Origin of the sequence: Kocuria sp. KRD140 (genome assembly GCF_017168375.1) — a bacterium.
Taxonomy (GTDB): domain Bacteria; phylum Actinomycetota; class Actinomycetes; order Actinomycetales; family Micrococcaceae; genus Kocuria; species Kocuria marina.
Genome location: NZ_JABFAW010000001.1, coordinates 422934 through 445460, shown reverse-complemented (window position 1 = coordinate 445460; position 22527 = coordinate 422934). Strand labels below are relative to the sequence as shown.

General features: G+C 68.1%; 16 protein-coding genes and 1 pseudogene. 12 read left to right on the top strand and 5 right to left on the bottom strand.

Translation table 11 applies throughout. From position 1 onward, the window contains the following. Positions 1-23 precede the first annotated feature (23 nt). From uvrB to J1M36_RS01925, 3 genes are all read left to right on the top strand, one after another. Complete coding sequence (uvrB, locus tag J1M36_RS01935) at positions 24-2171, top strand: excinuclease ABC subunit UvrB (protein ID WP_144996595.1); 2148 nt, start codon at positions 24-26, stop codon at positions 2169-2171. Positions 2172-2275: 104 nt separating this feature from the next. Further along, positions 2276-3487 (top strand): TerC family protein, encoded by a 1212-nt coding sequence (locus J1M36_RS01930; RefSeq protein ID WP_206478529.1) that lies wholly within the window; start codon positions 2276-2278, stop codon positions 3485-3487. 297 nt (positions 3488-3784) lie between these two features. Then, positions 3785-5167: a TerC family protein gene (locus J1M36_RS01925; protein ID WP_206478528.1), complete on the top strand. Its 1383-nt coding sequence runs from the start codon at positions 3785-3787 to the stop codon at positions 5165-5167. Positions 5168-5227: 60 nt separating this feature from the next. On the opposite strand, the gene J1M36_RS01920 is transcribed toward J1M36_RS01925, so the two are convergent. From J1M36_RS01920 to J1M36_RS01900, 5 genes are all read right to left on the bottom strand, one after another. After that, a complete protein-coding gene (locus J1M36_RS01920; RefSeq protein WP_206478527.1) occupies positions 5228-5728 on the bottom strand; it encodes a hypothetical protein in 501 nt (166 codons plus the stop codon). Then, a complete protein-coding gene (locus J1M36_RS01915; protein ID WP_206478526.1) occupies positions 5725-6453 on the bottom strand; it encodes a sigma factor-like helix-turn-helix DNA-binding protein in 729 nt (242 codons plus the stop codon). Before J1M36_RS01915 ends, J1M36_RS01920 begins: the two co-directional genes overlap by 4 nt. A gap of 85 nt (positions 6454-6538) precedes the next feature. After that, positions 6539-9151, bottom strand: coding sequence for a DEAD/DEAH box helicase (locus J1M36_RS01910; protein WP_206478525.1), 2613 nt, complete (start codon positions 9149-9151; stop codon positions 6539-6541). 80 nt (positions 9152-9231) lie between these two features. Further along, complete coding sequence (locus J1M36_RS01905; RefSeq protein ID WP_206478524.1) at positions 9232-10218, bottom strand: bile acid:sodium symporter family protein; 987 nt, start codon at positions 10216-10218, stop codon at positions 9232-9234. Next, a complete protein-coding gene (locus J1M36_RS01900) occupies positions 10215-10871 on the bottom strand; it encodes an MBL fold metallo-hydrolase (RefSeq protein ID WP_193519535.1) in 657 nt (218 codons plus the stop codon). The genes J1M36_RS01905 and J1M36_RS01900 overlap by 4 nt, the downstream gene beginning before the upstream one ends. Positions 10872-11174: 303 nt before the next feature. On the opposite strand from J1M36_RS01900, the gene J1M36_RS01895 reads away from it, so the two are divergent. From J1M36_RS01895 to J1M36_RS01855, 9 genes and pseudogenes are all read left to right on the top strand, one after another. Then, positions 11175-11726 carry a MarR family winged helix-turn-helix transcriptional regulator gene (locus tag J1M36_RS01895; RefSeq protein WP_098054492.1) on the top strand — a complete coding sequence of 184 codons (552 nt, stop codon included), beginning with the start codon at positions 11175-11177 and terminating at the stop codon, positions 11724-11726. Then, entirely contained in the window at positions 11723-13531 is a 1809-nt protein-coding gene (locus J1M36_RS01890; RefSeq protein ID WP_206478523.1) for an MDR family MFS transporter, read from the top strand. The genes J1M36_RS01895 and J1M36_RS01890 overlap by 4 nt, the downstream gene beginning before the upstream one ends. 215 nt (positions 13532-13746) lie before the next feature. Then, complete coding sequence (gene uvrA, locus J1M36_RS01885) at positions 13747-16839, top strand: excinuclease ABC subunit UvrA (RefSeq protein WP_206478575.1); 3093 nt, start codon at positions 13747-13749, stop codon at positions 16837-16839. Then, on the top strand, positions 16836-17522 hold the full coding sequence (locus J1M36_RS01880) for an HAD hydrolase-like protein (protein WP_206478522.1): 687 nt from the start codon (positions 16836-16838) through the stop codon (positions 17520-17522). The genes uvrA and J1M36_RS01880 overlap by 4 nt, the downstream gene beginning before the upstream one ends. Positions 17523-17533: 11 nt before the next feature. Further along, positions 17534-18223, top strand: a complete 690-nt coding sequence (locus J1M36_RS01875; protein ID WP_082943338.1) for a 1-acyl-sn-glycerol-3-phosphate acyltransferase — start codon at positions 17534-17536, stop codon at positions 18221-18223. Further along, positions 18216-20279, top strand: coding sequence for an excinuclease ABC subunit UvrC (gene uvrC / locus J1M36_RS01870; RefSeq protein WP_098054494.1), 2064 nt, complete (start codon positions 18216-18218; stop codon positions 20277-20279). The genes J1M36_RS01875 and uvrC overlap by 8 nt, the downstream gene beginning before the upstream one ends. Before the next feature lie 58 nt (positions 20280-20337). After that, the gene (rapZ, locus tag J1M36_RS01865; RefSeq protein WP_064846591.1) at positions 20338-21255 is read left to right on the top strand and encodes an RNase adapter RapZ; all 918 of its coding nucleotides are present in this window, start codon (positions 20338-20340) and stop codon (positions 21253-21255) included. Between the two features lie 26 nt (positions 21256-21281). Further along, a complete protein-coding gene (gene yvcK / locus J1M36_RS01860) occupies positions 21282-22355 on the top strand; it encodes a uridine diphosphate-N-acetylglucosamine-binding protein YvcK (RefSeq protein ID WP_094067113.1) in 1074 nt (357 codons plus the stop codon). A 51-nt stretch (positions 22356-22406) separates the two neighbouring features. Further along, positions 22407-22527 (top strand): annotated as a pseudogene (locus J1M36_RS01855) (DNA-binding protein WhiA); the annotation flags it as partial.

Genomic DNA, 22527 nt, shown 5'->3' with positions numbered 1-22527 from the left:
GAGTCGGCGCGTACGCTGGGTCCATGTCGCTCGCACAGAAGATCAATCGTGTGGTCGCCCCGTTCGAGGTCGTGTCCGAGTACCAGCCCGCCGGTGACCAGCCCAAGGCCATCGCGGACCTGTCCCGCCGGATCGAGGGCGGGGAGAAGGACGTGGTACTCATGGGCGCCACGGGCACGGGTAAGTCCGCGACCGCCGCGTGGCTCATCGAGGCCGTCCAGCGGCCCACGCTGTTGCTCGTGCAGAACAAGACCCTGGCCGCCCAGCTGGCCAACGAGCTGCGCGAACTGCTGCCCCACAACGCCGTCGAGTACTTCGTCTCCTACTACGACTACTACCAGCCGGAGGCCTACGTCCCCCAGACGGACACCTTCATCGAGAAGGACTCCTCGATCAACGAGGAGGTCGAGCGGTTGCGGCACTCCGCGACCAATGCCCTGCTGACCCGCCGCGACACCGTGGTGGTCTCCACCGTGTCCTGCATCTACGGTCTGGGCACCCCGGAGGAGTACGTCAAGCAAATGGTCACCCTGGCCGTGGGCCAGGAGATGGACAGGGACACCCTGCTGCGTCAGTTCGTGAACATGCAGTATGTGCGCAACGACGTGGACTTCCACCGCGGGACGTTCCGCGTGCGCGGGGACACCGTGGAGATCATCCCCATGTACGAGGAACTCGCGGTGCGCATCGAGTTCTTCGGGGACGAGATCGAGGCGATCTACACGCTGCACCCGCTCACGGGGGAGATCGTAAACGAGGAGCAGGAGATGTACGTCTTCCCCGCCTCGCACTACGTGGCCGGTGCGGAACGCATGGCCTCGGCGATCGAGTCCATCCAGAAGGAGCTGCAGGAGCGGCTGCAGGAGCTCGAGTCGCAGAACAAGCTCGTGGAGGCCCAGCGGTTGCGCATGCGCACCACCTACGACCTCGAGATGATGGAACAAATGGGCTACTGCAACGGGATCGAGAACTACTCGCTGCACATCGACGGCCGCCCGCGCGGTTCCGCTCCCCACTGTCTGCTGGATTACTTCCCGGACGACTTCCTGCTCATCATCGACGAGTCCCACGTGACCGTGCCGCAGATCGGTGGCATGTACGAGGGGGACATGTCCCGCAAGCGCACGCTGGTGGAACACGGCTTCCGGTTGCCGTCCGCCATGGACAACCGCCCCCTGAAATGGGACGAGTTCCTGGAACGAATCGGGCAGACCATGTACATGTCCGCGACCCCGGGGCCGTACGAGATGTCCAAGGTGGACTCCGTGGTGGAGCAGATCATCCGCCCCACGGGACTCGTGGACCCCCAGGTGATCGTCAAACCCACCAAGGGCCAGATCGACGACCTGCTGGAACAGATCGAGCTGCGCGTGGAACGCGACGAACGCGTCCTGGTGACCACGCTGACCAAGCGCATGGCGGAGGACCTCACCGAGTACCTCATGGAACACGGTGTGCGGGTCCAGTACCTGCACTCGGACGTGGACACCCTCAAGCGCGTGGAACTGCTGCGGGACCTGCGCATGGGCACGTTCGACGTCCTCGTGGGCATCAACCTGTTGCGCGAGGGCCTGGACCTGCCCGAGGTCTCCCTCGTGGCCATCCTGGACGCGGACAAGGAAGGCTTCCTGCGTTCCACCACGTCCCTGATCCAGACGATCGGTCGCGCCGCCCGTAACGTCTCGGGTGAAGTCCACATGTACGCGGACAAGATCACCAATTCCATGAACGTTGCGATCGAGGAGACCAACCGCCGCCGGGAGATCCAGGTCGCGTACAACGAGGAACACGGGATCGATCCGCAACCGCTGCGCAAGCGGATCGCGGACATCACCGATCAGTTGGCACGCGAGGACGAGGACACCCGCACCCTGCTGGCCCAGCGCGCCGCCGCCAACAATCACACCGCTCCCGTCAAGGGCGGTAAGGGCAAGGCCACAGGCAAGGCCACGGGCAAGGATCAGGCCGCGGCCGCCGCGGAGTCCAAACTGCTGCGCGACGGTGTCGCGGCCGCACCCGCCGAGGACCTCGTGGATCTGATCGAGGACCTCAGCGAGCAGATGCGCAACGCCGCCGCCGAGCTGAAGTTCGAGCTGGCCGGGCGGCTGCGGGACGAGATCGCGGACCTCAAGAAGGAACTGCGGCGCATGAAGGACGCCGGCCACGCGTGAGCCGATCGCACCTCTTACGGCGAGTTGTTAGTCAGGTAAACTTCCCGAGTTACCCAGCCCGTTCCCGGGCTGCTGCATACGTCGTTCTCGCCTAAGGGGTGCTCGTGGAGGTTTCCGGTCTGCAATGGGGGGTCACCATCGCGGTGATCGTGGGGTTGCTCGCGTACGACTTCATCTTCCACGCGCGCAAACCGCACGAACCCAGCATCAAGGAAGCGGCGCTGTGGACCAGCCTGTACGTGTCCCTGGCCCTGATCTTCGGCCTGCTGATCCTGTTCTGGGACGGCCCGGGCTTCGCGGCACAGTACTACGCGGGCTTCGTGACCGAGCAGGCACTGTCCGTGGACAATCTGTTCGTGTTCTTGATCATCATGGCATCCTTCAAGGTGCCCCGGGCGGACCAGCAAAAGGTGCTCCTGTTCGGCATCGTGGTGGCTCTGATCGCCCGCACGGTGTTCATCTTCATCGGCGCGGCCGCGATCAACCGGTGGTCCGCGCTGTTCTACGTGTTCGGTCTGTTCCTGCTCTACACCGCGGGCAACCTGGTCAAGGGTGAGGTCACGGACAAGGACGAGGGAGACGAGGCCAACAACGTGATGGTTCGTCTGGCCAAGCGCTTCCTCAAGACCACGGACGAGTACGACGGCGACAGGCTGTTCACCGAGGTCGACGGCAAGCGCGTGATGACCCCCATGCTGCTGGTCATGGTGGCCATCGGGCTCACGGACATCATGTTCGCCCTGGACTCCATTCCCGCGATCTTCGGTCTCACCCAGGAGACCTACATCGTGTTCACGGCCACCGCGTTCTCCCTCATGGGTCTGCGTCAGCTGTACTTCCTGATCGACGGTCTGCTGGACCGGTTGATCTACCTCTCGTGGGGTCTCGCGATCATCCTGGGCTTCATCGGCGTGAAGCTCATCCTGCACGCCCTGCACGAGAACACCCTGCCGTTCATCGACGACGGCGAGCCCGTGCACGTGGTCGAGGTGACCACCGGGTTCTCACTGGCCGTGATCCTGGGGGTGTTGATCGTGACCGTGCTCGCATCGCTGTTCAGCCCCAAGGGCCGCGCGGTGCGCATCGTCAACGGCGCGCGCGACTGGGCCGAACGCTACCTGGACCTGCCCGAGGACGCGCCCCGGGACGAGCGGGTCAAGGCCGCGGAGAAGATGACCAAGTACCGGGAACTGCTGCCCACCGTGAAGGAGAAGTACCGGGACGAGCTCATCGAGTCCGAGGCCCGCTACCACGACCTGCTCGAACGGGCCCACGGATTGCGTCAGCACCGGCTCGCCCGGACCGAGAACCGCTGAGCTCGCGTCTCGCCCGAGTGCCCGTCCAGGGGCCGCCACCGTGGCCCGCTCACGGATCCGCCACGAGGCCCCGCCGGTGCACCGGTGGGGCCTCGCCCGTCACCGCGTGCCTCCACGCCGGGAAACCGGTACACTCTTGCCTGATCAAGGGAGTATCCCATCACTTCCGTGCACGTCAGTACGTCGGGCGCCGTCGCCGGGCCGGGCACGGACCACGCCGCACCCCGTCCTCCGCGTGAGGGCCGGCGCGTGGGGGAGAGACTTGTGCGGTACACCTCACCCACAAGGAGACCCTCCGTGGAGATCACATCCTTCCAATGGGGCATCACGATCGCCCTGATCGTGGGCCTGCTGGCCTACGACTTCATCTTCCACGTGCGTAAGGCGCACGAACCGTCGATCAAGGAAGCGGCCATCTGGTCCGCGGCGTACGTGGGCATCGCGTTGCTGTTCGGCTTCGTGATCCTGTGGCTGGACGGCCCCACGCTCATGGCCGAGTACTACGGCGGCTACGTCACGGAGAAGGCGTTGTCGGTGGACAACCTCTTCGTGTTCCTGATCATCATCGGCTCGTTCGCGGTGCCCCGGGCGGACCAGCAGAAGGTGCTGCTGTTCGGCATCATCTTCGCGTTGATCGCCCGCACGGTATTCATCTTCATCGGCGCGGCCGCGATCAACACCTTCGCGTGGGTCTTCTACCTCTTCGGCCTGATCCTGATCTTCACCGCGGGCAACCTGATCAAGGGCGAGGTCACGGACGACAAGTCGGACGAGGCCAACAACATCGTGGTGCGCCTGGCCAAGAAGGTCTTCCACACCACGGACTACTACGACGGCGACAAGCTGTTCACGAGGCACAACGGCAAGCGCGCGCTGACCCCCATGCTGCTCGTGATGGTCGCGATCGGTGGCACGGACATCCTCTTTGCCCTGGACTCGATCCCCGCGATCTTCGGCCTCACGCAGGAGCCGTACATCGTGTTCACGGCCACCGCGTTCTCGCTCATGGGTCTGCGCCAGTTGTACTTCCTGATCGACGGTCTGCTGGACCGGTTGATCTACCTCTCGTGGGGCCTGTCCATCATCCTCGCGTTCATCGGTGTGAAGCTCATCCTGCACGCGCTGCACGAGAACACCCTGCCGTTCATCAACGACGGCGAGCACGTGGCCGTCGCCGAGATTGGGATCGGCACGTCCCTCACGGTGATCATCTCCGTGCTCGTGCTCACCGTCCTCATCTCGCTGTACAGCCCCAAGGGCCGCGCGCTGCGCACCATCCAGAAGACGCAGGACCTCACCGAGAAGTACCTGGCTCTCCCGCAGGACGCGGACGCCGAGGAGCGTCACAAGATCGCCGGGGAGCTCGCGCGGCTGCAGAAGCGTTTCCCGCGGATCTCGGAGAAGCACAAGAACGAGCTGATCGATTCCCGCGCTCGGTTCCGTAAGATGCTCGAGACCGCCCGGGGTCAGCACCGCGAGTTCGAGGAGACCGGCCGGGTGCAGACCCCCTCCCCGGACTTCGCCGAGGAGAGCCACCACGACGACACCGCCTCCCCGGCCGCCCCGGGGGCCAACACGGGCAAGGCCGCTCCGGCGGGTGAAACGGCCGCGGACGCCACGCCGGGTGCGGGGACCGCCCGCGGCGACTCCTCGGGCGGGGGCTCGACCGCGGCGCGGTAGCCACCCGGCTGCCCGAGGCGTACGACGACGCCGCTCGAACCGGTCCGCGGGGCCCGTTCCCTATCCTGGGAACGGGCCCCGCGGCGTCGTGCACCACAGCGCAGCACCGGCGAACAACGCGGCCCATAGCAGGGACACGAGGGTGCCGATGATGAACTGTTCGCGCTGCTGGGCGTTGGTGAACTCGCCGTAGCGGGCCAGGCCCTTGATCGCCACGACCACGCCGATCCCGGCGACCATGCCCGTGAGCAGCGAGACGATGGCGCCGGCACGTTCCAGCGCACCGATAACGAGACCTCCGCGCAGCGGCGGGTCCACGGGTTCCGCGGTGGCCTCGGAGTCGTCCCACGGGCTCTCCACCGGACGCGGGCGTTCGTGGGAGACGTCCGCGAAACGGAAGACCCCGCGCACCACAGGGTCGCCGGACAGGGCCCCGGCGATCAGCAGCGCGGGATAGGCCCATTCCCGGGGCACGGTCCCCGCGAGCACGGCCCAGATCGCGGTGGTCAACACCAGGGCTGCGGGGAGGACCGCGGTGGTGAGCGGGCGCAGCAAGCTCACGCGTCACCGGCCGAGGTGGTGTCGCCGCTCGAGGCGACATCCTCCGGCGAGGAGACGTCCTTCAATGGGTGGGCGTCCTTCGAGGAGGTGGCTTCCTGCACTGAGGGGGCCGCGGCGTCCGGAGCGTGGCCGGAGGGGGAGTGCTCGTCCGCGAGTCGGAACAACGCCTCGAGGGTCTCGTGGACCGTGTGTTCCTCGTGCCACAACGCTGCGCTGAGCCGCCGGGACACCGAGGACTGGGTGATCCCGAGCCCCTCGGCGATCTCCTGTTGCGTGAGCCCCCGGTCGGCGAGTTCCGTGGCCTGCGCCCCGGCCTCGGAACGCCGGGCCCGCACGGCGCACACCAGATCCACCACGCTGCCCGCGCGCCGCGCCCACTCGTTGCCGGCCACGACCGGACGGCCGCGCTCCTTCGCGGCGTTCACGGCATCCCGCGCCGCCACGAAGGCCTCGCCCGTAGCTTCGCGCACGGACGACGGCAGGGGGGCGTCCACCGCGCCGATGCCCACGCCCACGTGCCAGTGCCCGGCATCGGCGAGCGCGAGGACCACACGGACGATCGCGGCGGCGTCGTCGTAGAGCGCCTGCAGCTCATCGCCCGCGCTGATCTCCCAATCGAGGACCGGGCGGGGGAGTTCCTCCTGCAGAGCCGTGCGCTGCCGTCCCATGTGCAGCTCGGCGGCGCGGCCGCGGGAATCGCGTCGGTCGATCGTCAGGGCGAACACGAACTCCTCCTCACCCTATGCATCCTAAAGTGCATATTATCCGATGATGCGTCTCCACATGCATGGCTTCCGGGATGACCGGTGCTCAGCGGCTCGTGTCGGTGACGGGACCCACGTTGTCCACGAGGACCACGGGGAAGCCGTCCTCGTCCGACGCCGCGAGGTCGACGCGCGCGTTGATACCCCAGTCGTGGTGCCCGTCCGGATCGTCGAAGACCTGCGTGACGGTCCAGAACCCGGTCATTCCCTCGGGGTCCTCGGTGATGCGGATCAGGGACGGCCCGCGGGACTGGGCGTCCGTGTAGATATCCTCGTACTCGTCGAAGTACGTGTCCATCGCGTCCGCCCAGCGGTCGCGGTCCCACCCGGTCCTCTCGTCCAGGGCCCCGAGCACCTTGTCCTTCTCCTGCGCGAACAGTTCCACGCGCTGGAACAGGGCATTACGCACCATCACGCGGAACGCACGGGGGTTCGCGGTGACGCCCTCCGGCTGTTCGGCCACGAGTTCCTTGAGGGAGTCCGCGCCCGTGCCCATGGGGGATTCCTCCCCGGAGGCCAGCTTCTCCCATTCGTCCAGCAGGGAGTTGTCGGTCTGGCGGATGCTCTCCCCGAGCCATTCCACCAGGTCGGTGAGCGACTCGGTCGTGGCGTCCACCGGGACCGTCTGGCGCAGGGCCTTGTACGCGTCCGAGAGGTAGCGCAGCAGGATGCCCTCGGAGCGGGCGAGACCGTAAAACTGCACGTAGTCCCCGAACGTCATGGCGCGCTCGTACATGTCCCGCACCACGGACTTGGGGGAAAGCTCGAACTGTGCGACCCACGGGGCGGAGGATCGGTAGGTCTCGAACGACTGCTCGAGCAGTTCCCGCAACGGCTGGGGGTACGTGATCTTGTCCAACTCGCGCATGCGTTCCATGTACTCGAGGCCGTCGGCCTTCATGGTCGCGAGCGCCTCGCCCTTGACCTTCTTCTCCTGCAGGTTCAGCACCTGGCGCGGTTTCTCCAGCGTGGCCTCGATGACCGAGACGACGTCGAGCGCGTACGTCTCCGACTCCGGGTCCAGCAGGGTGAGCGCGGCCAGCGCGAACGGGGACAGCGGCTGGTTCAGCGCGAAGTTCTCCTGCAGCTCGACCGTGAGCCGGTAGCGGCGCCCGGTCTCGTCCGGCTCAGGCAGGCGTACGACGACGCCCGCGCGCAGCAGTTCCTTGAGGATCGCGAGCGCCTGGCGCAGCAGCAGGCGTTGGCGCGGCCGTGGTTCGTCCACGCTCGTGAGCAAGCGGTACCCGGCGCCGATGTTGTCCCCGGGCCGCTGCAGCATGTTCAGGACCATGGAGTGGGTGATCGCGAAGGAGGACGTGAGCTGTTCGGGCTGGGCGGCCACGAGCGACTCGAACGTCTTGCGGCTCCAGGACACGAAACCCTCCGGCGGCTTCTTCTTGGGCACCTGACGCAGTTTCTTCTGATCGTCCCCGTGCTTGGCCCGGGCCTTGGCCATGGCGCGTTCGTTCTCGATGACGTGCTCGGGGGCCTGGACCACCACGGTCCCCGCGGTGTCGTAGCCGGCGCGGCCCGCGCGGCCCGCGATCTGGTGGAACTCGCGGGCGCTGAGCCGGCGGGTGCGGCGACCGTCGAACTTGGACAGCGCCGTGATCAGCACGGTGCGGATGGGCACGTTGATCCCCACGCCTAGGGTGTCCGTCCCGCAGATCACCTTGAGCAGCCCGGTCTGGGCGAGCTGTTCCACGAGGCGGCGGTACTTGGGCAGCATGCCCGCGTGGTGCACCCCGATCCCGTGCCGCACGAGCCGGTTGAGCGTCTTGCCGAAGCCCGCGGAGAAGCGGAAGTCCTTGATCAGCTCCGCCACGCGCTGCTTCTCGTCCTTGCTGAGGACGTCCACGGACATCAGGTTCTGGGCCTGTTCCGCGGCCTGCAGCTGCGAGAAGTGCACCACGTACACCGGGGCCTGGTGGGTGCTGAGCAGTTCCTCGAGCTCCTCGTGGACGGGGCGCTCGGAGTAATAGTGGTACAGGGGGATGGGGCGTTCCGCGGAGGAGACGAGCGCGGTGGAACGGCCCGTGGTCTCGTTCAGGCGGTTCTCGATGCGGGTGACGTCCCCGAGGGTCGCGCTCATGAGCAGGAACTGCGCCTGGGGCAGTTCGATGAGCGGCACCTGCCACGCCCAGCCGCGCTGGGGATCGGAGTAGAAGTGGAACTCGTCCATGATCACCACGCCGAGGTCCGCGTCCGCACCCTCACGCAGGGCCACGTTCGCGAGGATCTCCGCGGTGCAGCACACGATCGGGGCGTTCTGGTTGACAGCGGAATCACCCGTGACCATGCCTACGTTCTCGGCGCCGAAGATCTCGCACAGGTCGAAGAACTTCTCGGACACCAGGGCCTTGATGGGCGCGGTGTAGTACGAGCGAGCCCCGCGAGCGAGCCCCGCGAAGTGCGCGGCCACGGCCACGGTGGACTTACCCGACCCCGTGGGGGTCGCGAGGATCACGTTGGACCCGTTGGCGACCTCCAGCACGGCTTCGTCCTGGGCGGGGTACAGCTCCATGTCCCGTGAGGCGATCCAGCCGAGGAACCCCTCGTAGATCTCGTCCTCGCTCAGGGGGTTGGACGCGAAATCACCGCGCAGGTACCGGTGCCCGGGGGCGGAGAGATCGGGGGCCAGGGAATCGAGGAGTTTCATCCCCGTCAGCCTATCGGCCCCCGCGGACATGCATACGGGCGTGTCCTGCGGGGGTGCGCGGGAACGACGTCGCGACGTCGTCAGATGTTCGCGCGCCGCGCCGCGGCCGAATCCGCCCGGCGGCACAGCAGCGCGAAGACCGCGCCGGAGAGGTTGTGCCACACCGAGAACACCGCGCCGGGCAGGGCTGCGAGCGGGGACATGTACTGCGCCGCGAGACCCGCGGCGAGTCCGGAGTTCTGCATGCCGACCTCCACCGCGGTGGTCCGGCGCACGGGAGCCGGCTGTCCGGTTACCCGGCCGACCGCGTAACCCAGCAAATACCCGAGCACGTTGTGGATCGCGACGGCGGCGAGCACGAGCAGTCCCGCCTGGATGATCTTGTCCGCCGAGCCAGAGACCACGACCGCCACGATCACGGCGATGCCGAGTACCGACACCCACGGCAGCACGGGTAGCAAACGCTCGACCACGCGGGGTAGCGTGAGGCGCACCACGAGTCCCGCGAGCACGGGCAGTAGGACGATCAGGGCGATCGACTTGGCCATGGCGGCGCCGTCGAGCGGCATATACGCGCCCGCGAGCCACAGCGTGAGGAACGGGGTGAGCAGCGGGGCGAGCAGCGTGGAGATGGACGTCATGGTCACGGACACGGCCACGTCACCGCGGGCCAGGTAGGACACCACGTTGGAGGACGTGCCGCCCGGGGCGCAGCCCACGAGGATCACGCCGGCCGCGATTTCCGGGGGCAGTCGCAGCAGCCAGGTCACGAGCAGCGCGATGGTCGGCATGAGGACGTACTGGGCCAACACACCCACGACGATCGGGACCGGGCGCTTGGCCACGAGCGCGAAGTCCACGGGACGCAGAGTGAGTCCCATCCCGAACATCACGAGACCCAGCAGGGGATTCGTCCAGCCCGCGGCCTGGTGCACCGTGGGGGCGAACGCGTATCCGACCACCCCGCCCGCGAGCACCAACAGGGGGAAGGCCAAGACGGCGACGTACGCGGCCCGGTCCGCCGTGTTACGCGCCGGGGCCGCGGCCCCGGACGAGGCGGCGCTCACCAGCCGCGTTCTTTCCACTCCTGCAGGTGCGGGCGTTCGGCGCCCAGGGTCGTGGGGTCGCCGTGGCCCGGGTGGATCACGGTGTCGTCCGGGAACTCGTCGAAGATCCGCTCGGTGACGTCCTGGTAGAGCTGCTGGAAGTCCTCGGGGGAGTTCGTCTTGCCGAGACCGCCGGGGAAGAGGGAGTCACCCGAGAAGATGTGGGCGGGCCGGGACGGGTCCCGGTACACCACCGCGATGGAGCCTGGGGTGTGCCCGCGCAGCTCGATGATGTCCAGCTCGAAACCGTCGAGCTCGGCGGTGTCCCCGTTCTCGAACGTGAGGTCCATGGGCACCGAGATGTCGTTCTCGTCCGCGGCACCGCACGCCGTCATGGCCTCCGAGTGCAAGGCCACGGACTCCAGCGCGCGCACGTGGTCCCAGTGCGAGTGGGTCGTGATGATCAACTGCAGGTTCCCCCAGTCGGAGCAGTCCCCGGACCCGGCGGCCACGAGACCGGCGATGGCGCGGGCGTCGTCCGCGGCGTCGATGAGCACCTGCGTGCCGTGCTCCTTGGAGGTGAGGAGGTACACGTTGTTGTCCATCTCGCTCACCGAAATGCGGCGGATGGTGATGTCGGCGAGTTCCGTGATCTCGGTCTGGGTAGCGATCATGCCCACGATTCTAGGCCGCCGAGTCACGCCGGGCTAATACGCACCCGCGCGCGGGGAGGTGCGTGTAATGCAGACGACACGCCCGGGGATGGGCCACCGGAGCGTAAAGATATATAGTTGCGCGAAGCAAATAAATAAGCTGGCGGCGTCCGAGCGCCGCGTGCTCGCCCGACTGAACGGCGTCGACCGCCGAGTCCTGCGAACCCAGCGGATCGCCCGGGTGGGCAGCAATGAACTCATGACCGCCCGCACCGGGTGCGGACCGCGCGCTACGGACCCGGCACCCGAGGAACGGGGGAGTGGATGGGCGTGTCACACGCGACCGCCGAGGAACTCGTGCGCGACTTGTTCGAGCTGCAACGCGTGACCCGCAAGGTGCTCAAGGCAGCGGCGCTGCACCGGGAACTGTCCATGGTGCACACCAACATCCTGAGCTATCTCGCGTGCGTGCCCGGACGCCGGGCAAAGGACATCGTGGCCGAGTCCGGCCTCGGGGCTTCAGGGATGAGCCGACACCTGAGCGCCCTCGAACACCTCGGGTACGTGACCCGCACACGGGATCTCGAGGACGGACGCGCGCAGATCGTGGAGATCACCGCCGAGGGTCGCAAGGCCCTCGAGGCGAACCTGCGCGCGGACGCCGAGACCCTCGTCGCCCGTCTGGGCGACCTGGGCGAGGACGAGGCAGAACGCACACGCGTGGACCTCAACCGGCTCACCGAACTCTTCCTGACATCACTGGGCATGTCCCGGGTCACGGCGGCCACGACCGCGCCGGAGCCCGGGGCACAGCCCGGATCCCCGCACCCCACGGCGTCCGGTGACCCCGGTCGCGGAAAGGAGAACAGCCCGTGACGGCAGCCCAGGACACGCGCGGTAAGGCGCGTACTACACGAACGAGCGACCAGGAGCATCGGGACGTCCTGCGGGCGTTGACCGGCATCCTGGCCGCGTTCTTCATGGCCATGGTCACCCTGACCATCATCGGCACGGCACTGCCCGTCATCATGGCGGACCTGGGCGGAGACCAGACGGCACTGTCCTGGACGGTCACGGGCACCCTGTTGGCCAACGCCGTCACGACCCCCATGTGGGGCAAACTCGCGGACCTTTTCGACAAGAAAAAGCTGCTGCTCATGGCCATCGCGATCTTCGTGATCGGTTCCGCCGCCGCGGGTCTTGCGGGATCCATCACCATGCTCGTGGTGGCACGCGTGATCCAGGGCGTGGGCATGGGCGGCCTGATGGCGCTGGCCCAGACGATCCTGGGCACGATCATCCCGCCGCGCGAGCGCGGCCGGTACGCCGGGTACATGGGCGCGGTCATGGCCGTGGCCACGTCGGTGGGCCCGCTCCTGGGCGGGCTCATCGTGGACGCGTTCGGGTGGCGCTGGTGCTTCCTGATCCCCGTGCCGCTGTCGATCCTCGCGGCCGTGCTGATCGTGCGCACGCTGCACCTGCCCGAGACCACGCGTGAGACGGCGCCCACAGTGGACTTCCTGGGTATGGCCCTGCTCGCGGTGGCCACGTCCTCCCTGCTGTTGTGGGTGTCCTTCGCGGGCAAGCTCTTCGACTGGGGTTCGTGGGAGTCCATCCTGCTGATCGTGGTGGGCGTGCTCAGCACCTTGGCGTTCATCCTGGTGGAGCGGCGCGCGAGCGAACCGACCATGCCCCTGCACGTGGTCACCGAGCACACCACCGTGCTCGCGATCATCGCGGCGATCGCCACGGGTGGCGCCATGTTCGCGTCCACGACGTACCTGGGTCAGTACTTCCAGCTGGGCCAGGGCTACACGCCCACCGAATCCGGGCTGCTCATGCTCCCGCAGGTCGTGGGATCGTTCCTGGGCTCCATGATCGCAGGCCAGCTCATCACGCGTTTCGGCCGGTGGAAGCGGGTGTTGATCGCGGGCGCGGTAATCCTCGCGATCGGTCTGTTCCTGGCGTCCCAGCTGACCCACGCGACGCCCGCGTGGCTCGTGGGCATCTTCATCTGCCTCGTGGGTCTGGGCGTGGGCACGCTGAACCAGAACCTCGTGCTCGCCGTGCAGAACACCGTGGGCCTGAAGGACATGGGCTCCGCGTCCTCCGCGGTCGCGTTCTTTCGCACCGTGGGTGGCGCCGTGGCGGTGTCTCTGTTCGGGGCGCTGCTCACGCGTCACCTCTCGAGCGAGATGTCCCAGTTTGCCGCGGACCACGGTCTGGATGCCCACCAAACGCCCGACGCCGCGTCGATCGACCTCGCGGGGCTGCCCCCGGCAGTGTTGGAGGCCATTCGTGAGGCGTACGGCACCGGGACCGGGTTGCTCTTCCTCGTGGCCGGGATCGCATCGCTGGTGACCCTGGTGTGTGTGCTGCTCATGAAGGAGGTGCCGCTGCGCACCACGGTGGACGTCGCGGAGGTGGACCCGGAGACGGGTGAGATCACCATGGTGACCAAGCGCGTCAACCCCGTGGAAGCGGCCGGGCTGCGCATGCAGCACGCGGAGACCGGTGAGCTGCCCGTGGTCGACCCCAGGGCCTCCGGGCTGCGGCGCTCCCACGGCGAGCGCGCCGAGGAGACGGCGCGTTCGGCCCGCGGGGCCCACGCCGCGCCGGTCGAGCCCGACGCCGCGGGGACCGCGCACCCGCATCCCCACCCTCGGCACCGGGCCGAGTAGGGTGCCCCGCTGCCGAATGAGTTGTCCACTCGCAGGGGACACGGCGGACGACGGCGCAGCGCGCGATCCGGCCGGGAGGTCGCATTGCGCGCTGCGCTGATTCGTCCCTGGACCCGCTCGTCGTGTCGGTGGCTGGTAATAGAGTGACTGCCGTGTCTGAGCAAACCCGCCGAACCCCCAGTGACCGTTCGTCGAGCTCCGTGCTCGCGGAACGAATGGCCCACGACCGTGCCCCGCGCACCCGCGCCTCCGGTGTCTCGGACCTGACCGAGATCGTGGTGCAGGGTGCTCGCGAGCACAACCTCAAGAACGTGGATCTGACCATCCCCCGCGATTCCATGGTCGTGTTCACGGGGTTGTCCGGGTCCGGGAAGTCCTCCCTGGCCTTCGACACCATCTTCGCCGAGGGTCAGCGCCGCTACGTGGAGTCGCTGTCCTCCTACGCCCGGATGTTCCTGGGCCGAGTGGACAAGCCGGACGTGGACTTCATCGAGGGGCTGTCCCCGGCGGTGTCCATCGACCAGAAGTCCACCTCGCGCAACCCGCGCTCCACGGTGGGCACGATCACCGAGATCTACGACTACATGCGTCTGCTGTGGGCGCGGATCGGCCACCCGCACTGCCCGGTGTGCGGTGAGCCCATCACCAAGCAGACGCCCCAGCAGATCGTGGACCAGCTGCTCGAGCTGCCCGAGCGCACCAGGTTCATGGTCCTCGCCCCCGTGGTCAAGGGCCGCAAGGGCGAGTTCCAAGACCTGTTCCAGCAGCTGAGCACCCAGGGATACGCGCGCGCCGTCGTGGACGGCGAGACCGTTCAGCTCGAGAACGCGCCCAAGCTCAAGAAGCAGTACAAGCACACGATCGACGTGGTCGTGGACCGCCTCACGGCCAAGCCGGACGCCCGGCAGCGGCTCACCGACTCGGTCGAGACCGCCCTGAACCTCGCGGACGGACGCGTGGTCATCGAGCTCGTGACCCGTGAGGGCGAGCAGTCCCCGTGGCACGAGACTCGCCGCACGTTTTCCGAGAACCTCGCGTGCCCCAACGAGCACGAGCTGCAGACGGACGAGATCGAGCCGCGCTCGTTCTCGTTCAACGCCCCGTTCGGCGCGTGCCCCGAGTGCGACGGCATCGGTTCGCGCCTCGAGGTGGACGAGGACCTCGTGGTTCCCAACCCGGACCTGTCCCTCGTGGAAGGTGCCATCGCGCCGTGGTCCCTGGGCAAAGCCACGAGTGACTACTGGAACCGCTTGCTCGCCGGACTCGGGGAGGAGGCCGGATTCGACCTCGTGACCCCGTGGAAGGACCTGCCGGCCAAGGCACGCAAGGCCATCCTGCACGGCAAGGACTACAAGGTCACCGTGGCCTACCGCAACCGGTGGGGCCGCGAGCGCCGGTATACGCAGGGCTTCGAGGGCGTGTTCGGCTATATCAAGCGCAAGCACGAGGAGACCGAGTCCGATCACGCCAAGGACCGCTACGAGCAGTACATGCGCCAGGTGGCGTGCCCCGAGTGCGGGGGAGCGCGGCTGAACCCCACGATCCTGGGGGTCACCGTGGGCGGGAAGAACATCGCCGAGGCCACCCGCCTGCCCATGCGCGATTCCCTCGCGTTCTTCCAGCAGCTGGACCTTGACACCCGCGAGGCCAGGATCGGTGACCAGGTGCTCAAGGAGATCATCGCGCGCCTGACGTTCCTGATCGACGTCGGGTTGGACTACCTCAACCTGGAGCGGGCCGCGGCCACGCTGTCCGGCGGGGAGGCACAACGCATCCGGCTCGCCACCCAGATCGGTGCGGGGCTCGTGGGCGTGCTCTACGTCCTGGACGAGCCGTCCATCGGGCTGCACCAGCGCGACAACCGTCGACTCATCGACACCCTGCTGCGCTTGCGGGACATGGGCAACACCCTCATCGTGGTCGAGCACGACGAGGACACCATGCGCGAGGCCGACTGGATCGTGGACGTGGGCCCGGGCGCGGGCGTGCACGGTGGGGACGTGGTCCACTCTGGGACCTACGACCAGCTGCTCGAGAACCGCCGATCCATCACGGCCGACTACCTCACCGGCCGCAAGCTGATCGAAGTCCCCACGACGCGGCGTCCCGTGGACAAGAAGCGGCAGCTCACGGTCGTGGGTGCGCGGGAGAACAACCTGCAGAACCTCACGGTGGACTTCCCGCTCGGGGTCTTCGTGGCCGTCACGGGCGTCTCCGGTTCGGGGAAGTCCACGCTCGTCAACGACATCCTTTACACGAGCCTGGCCAATCAGCTCAACGGCGCCAAGCAGGTGCCCGGTCGGCACAGGCGCATCGACGGTTTGGAGCACTTGGACAAGGTCGTGCACGTGGACCAGAGCCCCATCGGGCGCACCCCGCGCTCCAACCCGGCCACGTACACGGGCGTGTTCGACCGGATCCGCAAGCTGTTTGCGGAGACCCAAGAGGCCAAGGTCCGCGGCTACCAGCAAGGCCGGTTCTCGTTCAACGTCAAGGGCGGGCGCTGCGAGGCATGCTCGGGTGACGGGACGCTGAAGATCGAGATGAACTTCCTGCCGGACGTCTACGTCCCGTGCGAGGTGTGCAAGGGCGCGCGCTACAACCGCGAGACCCTCGAGGTGCACTACAAGGGCAAGAACATCGCGGAGGTCCTGGACATGCCCATCGAGGAGGCGGCGGAGTTCTTCGCGCCGTTCACCGCGATCGCGCGCTACCTCACCACGCTCGTGGAGGTGGGCCTCGGGTACGTGCGGCTGGGTCAGCCCGCCACCACGCTCTCCGGCGGTGAGGCTCAGCGCGTCAAGCTCGCCGCGGAACTGCAGAAGCGTTCCAACGGGCGCACGATCTACGTCCTGGACGAGCCCACCACGGGTCTGCACTTCGAGGACATCCGCAAGCTGCTCATGGTGCTGCAGAGCCTGGTCGACAAGGGCAACAGCGTCATGACCATCGAGCACAACCTGGACGTCGTGAAGTCGGCGGACTGGATCGTGGACCTGGGCCCCAACGGGGGATCCGGCGGTGGCACGGTCGTGGCACAGGGCACCCCGGAGCAGGTCGCTCGCAACAAGGACAGCTTCACGGGGCAGTTCGTACGCGAGGTGCTCGAGCACTCCGCCGCCCGGGAGGCCGCCCACCGCAGCGACGCGGACGGCACTGCGAGTTCCGGCGAGGCCGCGCGCCCGGGGGACGCTGCGGACCCGGGCAACACCGCGGACGGCGCGGATGCCCAGGAAGACGCGGAACCGGCCGACGGGACGCAGGAGAACCGGCAGCGCGCCGAGTCCGCGGTGGGGGACCGGGCATGAGCGTCCAGAGCCCCATCGTCCTGTGGGACCTGGACGGCACGGTCCTGGATCCCGCCGGGGCCATCACGGACGGGATCGCCGGCGCCCTGCGCTCGTGCGGTTTCGCCGTGCCCGAGAACCTCGGGCGCTTCGTGGGACCGCCGATCGGGGAGTCCCTGCGCCGGTTCACGGACGTCCCCGAGGACCGGATCGCGGAGGTCGCCGCGGTGTACCGCGCCGGGTACCTCGCGGAGGGCCTGGACCGCTCGCGCGTCTATCCGGGTGTCCGCGAGGTGCTGGGGTCGCTGCGCGAGCGCGGCGTGCGTCAGGCCGTGGCCACCCAGAAGCCCGAACACATCGCCGTGGAGGTCGTGTCGCGTTTCGGGCTGGAAGAGTACTTCGAGACCGTGAGCGGCGCCGCGGACGATCTCGCGCAACCGAGCGGGTCCGGGCGGCTGCACGACAAGCCCGCGATCATCGGGGAGGCGCTGCGGCGCATGGGTGCGCTGCCCCCGGACCCCGCACGCACCGTGATGATCGGGGACCGCAGCTACGACGCCGACGGTGCCCGCAGCCACGGCATCGACTGTCTGGGCGCAGGATGGGGCTTCGCGCAACTCGGGGAACTGCGGGACGTGTGTGCCGCTGTCGCTCGTGAGCCCGGGGATTTGGCACACTTGCTCCAGCAATACACGGACCGGTAGGGGAGCGAGCAGTGATCACGAAATACGACCTGACCAAGGCCTCGGTGGCGCGCGCCCTGAGGCTGCTGTGTCGTCCCGTGATCACGGGTCTGGAGAACCTCCCGCAGGACGGCCCCGTGATCATCGCGTCCAACCACCTGTCCTTCCTGGACTCGGTCATCATCTCCGCGTTCATGCCCCGCCGGGTCAAGTTCATCGCCAAGGCGGAGTACGTCAACAGCCCCGGGATCAAGGGCAAGCTCATGCGCGAGGCCTTCGAGTTCATCGACATCATCCCCGTGACCCGCGGTCAGCAGAGCGAGTCCGTGGCGGCCCTGGATCCCGCCGTGGAACACCTCAAGCAGGGCAATGTGTTCGGGATCTACCCGGAGGGCACGCGCTCCCGGGACGGTTACCTGTACCGCGGGCACTCCGGCGTGGCCTACCTGGCCTACGTCACGGGCGCCCCGGTGGTGCCCGTGGGGCTGATCGGCACCCAGCGGTTGCAACCGCCCGGGGCTACCATGATCCGCCCCGCCAAGTTCGAGATGCACGTGGGGGAGCCCATCCCCACACCGGAGTCCCACGGGCATCAGACGGGCAAGCTGCGCAAGACCCACGTGGAGCAGATCATGACCACGATCGCGGGACTATCCGGGCAACCGCGCAAGGACGTGTACAACGTGTCCCCGTCCGTGCAGAGGGACGCCGGGCGTGGCTGACCCGGCGAGCTACAGACCGGCCCGACAGGACATCCCGACCAATCCGGGGGTCTACCGGTTCCGGGACGAACACGGCCGTGTGATCTACGTGGGCAAGGCCAAGAACCTGCGCAACCGGCTCTCGTCCTACTTCGCGCCCCTGCACCAGCTCGCGCCCAAGACCCGCACCATGGTCACCACGGCCGCGGCGGTGCAGTGGACCGTGGTGGGCTCGGAGTTCGAGTCCCTGCAGCTCGAGTACACGTGGATCAAAGAGTTCGCGCCCCGGTTCAACATCGCCTACCGGGACGACAAGTCCTATCCGTACCTGGCGGTCACGATGTCCGAGGACGTCCCGCGGGCCATGGTCACACGCGGGGAGAAGAAACCGGGCAACCGCTACTTCGGCCCCTATTCCCAGGCGTGGGCCATCCGGGACACCCTGGACGCCCTGTTGCGGGTCTTCCCCGTGCGCACGTGCACCAAGGGTGTGTTCCAGCGCGCCGAGCGCAGTGGCCGGCCGTGCCTGCTGGGTTACATCGACAAGTGCTCGGCGCCGTGCGTGGGGGAGATCTCCCGCGAGGACCACCGCCGGCTCGCCGACGACCTGTGCCGCTTCATGGCCGGGCACGCCAAGCCGTACATCCGGGAGCTCACGCGGCAAATGAACGAGGCCGCCGAGCGTATGGACTTCGAGACCGCTGCGGCACGCCGCGACGACGTCGGCGCGCTCGAACGGGCTTTCGAGCGCAACACGGTGGTGCTCGCGGACACCACGGACGCGGACTTCTTCGCGATTGCCGAGGACGAGCTCGAGGCCGCGGTCCAGGTGTTCTACGTGCGTGGTGGCCGGATCCGGGGTCAGCGCGGGTGGGTCACCGAGAAGGTCGAGGACGTCACGACCGCCCAGCTCATGACCCACCTGTTGCAACAGGTCTACGGCGAGGCGCAATCGGAACTGGCCCCCGCGCCGTCGGCCCGCAGGAAACAGACCGCAGGCGGGAGCACGGACGTGGTCGCCAAGCACCGCCGCACGTCCGAGCTCGCGTACCGCCAGGACACGATCCCGCGCACGGTGTACGTGTCCGCGGAACCGAACGAGGCGGACGAGCTGCGCAACTGGCTCAGTGAGCTGCGCGGTTCCCAGGTGGCCATCCAACGGCCCCAGCGCGGTGACAAGGCGCAGCTGCTCGAGACCGTCGCGGAGAACGCGCGCCAGGCGCTGGCCCTGCACAAGTCTCGCCGCGCGGGGGACCTGACCACGCGCTCGGCGTCCCTGCAGCAGTTGCAGGAGGCCCTGGACCTCCCGGACGCCCTCATGCGCATCGAGTGCTACGACATCTCCCACGTCCAGGGCACCAATGTGGTCGCGTCCATGGTCGTGTTCGAGGACGGTCTGCCGCGCAAGTCGGAGTACCGCAAGTTCTCGATCACTGGCGACGCCGCACGGGACGACACCGCGTCCATGTACGACGTCATCCACCGCCGGTTCTCCCGCCACCTCGAACAGCAGCGCCGGGCCGCGGAGAAGGGCGTGCACAGCGGGGAGGTGGCCCCGGACGCCGACGACGCGCCCGCGCGCGCCTTCGCGTATCCCCCCAATCTCGTGATCGTGGACGGCGGCCCGCCCCAGGTCGCGGCGGCCCAGCGCGCCCTGGACGACCTCGGCGTGGACGACGTCCACGTGGTGGGTCTGGCCAAGCGGCTCGAGGAGGTGTGGGTGCCCGACGACGAGTTCCCGGTCATCCTGCCCCGCGCCTCGGAAGGGTTGTTCCTCATGCAGCGCGTGCGCGACGAGGCCCACCGTTTCGCGATCACGTTCCACCGGCAGAAGCGCTCCAAAGCCATGACGGTCTCCGCGCTCGACGACGTGCCTGGGCTGGGCCCGGCCAAGCAGAAGGCCCTGCTCAAGCACTTCGGCTCGGTCAAGAAACTGCGCGCCGCCACCGCGGAGGAGATCCTCGAGGTCAAGGGCTTCGGGCCCGCGTTGGCCACCAAGGTCGCGCAGACCCTCGGGGGCGGCACCGAGGCCCGGGAGCCGGCTGTGGATACCGAGACGGGCGAACTGCTCGACTGAAACTGGTCTACCCTGGAAACGAACCCTGCAGTCGGAAGATCAGGCGGTCCGTGACCACATGAGCAGCCCACCCCCGGAAGCCACGCCCTCCACCCTGGAACCGGTTAAGCCCCCCACGGCGGAGTTGCTGATCGTGACCGGGATGTCCGGGGCGGGTCGCTCCACGGCGGCCAACGCGCTCGAGGACCTGGGGTGGTATGTCGTGGACAACCTGCCCCCGCAGATGCTCGGGACGCTGGCGGACCTCGTGTCGCGGACCCCGCAGACCCTGCCCAAGCTCGCCGTGGTGATCGACGTGCGTGGCAAGGCACTGTTCAACGACATGCGTGAGACCCTCGCCGCGCTCGAACGCTCGGGCGTGGAGTTCTCGGTGCTGTTCCTCGAGGCCTCGGACGAGGTGATCGTCTCGCGCTACGAGCTCCAGCGCCGCCCCCACCCCCTGCAGGCGGGCGGCCGGATCCTGGACGGGATCCGCGCCGAGCGCGAGCTGTTGCGCGATCTGCGCGAGACCGCCGACTCCGTGCTGGACACCTCGTCCTTCAACGTGCACGCGCTGACCAAGGCCGTCGCGGACATGTTCTCCACGAGCGGTCCGGTGGTGCTGCGGCTCACGGTCATGAGCTTCGGGTTCAAGTACGGCGTGCCCGCGGACGCGAACTTCCTCGCGGACGTGCGTTTCATCCCCAATCCCCACTGGGTCCCCGCGTTGCGCCCGCGCACGGGCAAGGACCCCGAGGTACGGGACTACGTCTTCGGCCACCACGGCACGCCGACCTTCGTGGACCGCTTCGTGGCCATGCTCGAACCGGTGTTCGCCGGCTACCGCACCGAGAACAAGCACTACGCGAGCATCGCCATCGGGTGCACGGGAGGCAAGCACCGTTCCGTGGCGATCACCGAGGAGGTCGCGCGGCGGCTCAGCAAGTCCCCCCGCGTGACCGTCAACATCCAGCACCGGGACCTGGGCCGAGAGTAGTCCCGCCCCCAGAAATTACGGATTCCATGACTAACTTTCCTACGACGGGTGCGTTGCCCCGATTGCCGCTGAGCAGCCGACGCGACGTGGACCCCTACCACTCGTTGGACGCCTCCGCGCGCGCGTCCCTGACGGATGCCGATTCCGTGGTCGCCCTGGGTGGCGGTCACGGGTTGTCCGCGAGCCTGTCCGCCCTGCGTCTGTTGGCGCCGGCCCTCACAGCCGTGGTCACGGTCGCGGACGACGGCGGATCGTCCGGTCGACTGCGCAACGACCTGGGCGTCCTGCCGCCCGGCGATCTGCGGATGGCGCTGGCGGCGCTGTGCGACGACTCCCAATGGGGTCGCACGTGGAGCGACGTGATGCAGCACCGGTTCAGCATCAAGACCCACCCGGACGAGGGTCTGGACAACCACGCCCTGGGGAACCTGCTGATCGTAACGTTGTGGGAGCTGCTCGGCGACCCCGTGGAGGGACTGCGCTGGGCCGGTGCGCTGCTGGGTGCGCGCGGCCAGGTGCTACCCATGAGTTGCCTCCCGCTCGTGATCGAGGGGGATGTCTCGCCCGGGAGCAATCCCACGCAGGAGTGCCCCCCGGAGAAGATTACGCGCACCGTCACGGGCCAGTCACGGCTCGCCAAGGAGGCGGACGTGTGCAACGTGCGCCTGTCCCCGGCGGACGCCCCCGCGTGCCCGGAGGCCGTCACCGCGATCGAGGAGGCCGCGTGGGTCGTGCTCGGTCCCGGGTCGTGGCACACCTCCGTACTGCCGCACCTGTTGCTGTCCGAACTGCGGGACGCGATCTGCCGGTCCCCGGCCAAGCGTCTCGTCACGCTGAACCTCTCCCGGGATTCCGAGACCCTCAGCATGGGATCGGGGGACCAGCTGCGCGTGCTCAAGCGCTACGCCCCGGACCTGCGCCTGGACGTGGTGCTCGCGGACCCGTCCGCCGCGGAGTCCCCCAAGGACGTCGAGGCGGCGGCCGCCCAGCTCGGCGCCGTCGTGCACTGGGACTCGCTGCGGGACACGAGCGGCAGTTCGGTGCACAACCCCTTCAAACTGGCCGCGGCCTACCAGCAGATCATGAACGCGCAGCGCTGAGCGGGAGCCCCCGCCGCGCAGCACACGTACTCGGCAAGGAGATCGACAACCATGGCATTGACCGCTTCGGTCAAGGAAGAACTCTCGCACCTGCAGGTGCGCAAGTCTGCGGTGCGCGCGGCGGAGCTCTCGGCGCTATTGCGCTTCGCGGGCGGGCTGCACATCGTGGGCG

Coding starts and splice junctions, on each gene's coding strand:
- uvrB (WP_144996595.1), top strand. CDS start 24: ATGTCGCTCGCACAGAAGATCAATCGTGTGGTCGCCCCGTTCGAGGTC.
- J1M36_RS01880 (WP_206478522.1), top strand. CDS start 16,836: ATGAGCGTCCAGAGCCCCATCGTCCTGTGGGACCTGGACGGCACGGTC.
- J1M36_RS01895 (WP_098054492.1), top strand. CDS start 11,175: ATGGGCGTGTCACACGCGACCGCCGAGGAACTCGTGCGCGACTTGTTC.
- J1M36_RS01900 (WP_193519535.1), bottom strand. CDS start 10,871: ATGATCGCTACCCAGACCGAGATCACGGAACTCGCCGACATCACCATC.
- yvcK (WP_094067113.1), top strand. CDS start 21,282: ATGACTAACTTTCCTACGACGGGTGCGTTGCCCCGATTGCCGCTGAGC.
- uvrA (WP_206478575.1), top strand. CDS start 13,747: ATGGCCCACGACCGTGCCCCGCGCACCCGCGCCTCCGGTGTCTCGGAC.
- J1M36_RS01910 (WP_206478525.1), bottom strand. CDS start 9,151: ATGAAACTCCTCGATTCCCTGGCCCCCGATCTCTCCGCCCCCGGGCAC.
- rapZ (WP_064846591.1), top strand. CDS start 20,338: ATGAGCAGCCCACCCCCGGAAGCCACGCCCTCCACCCTGGAACCGGTT.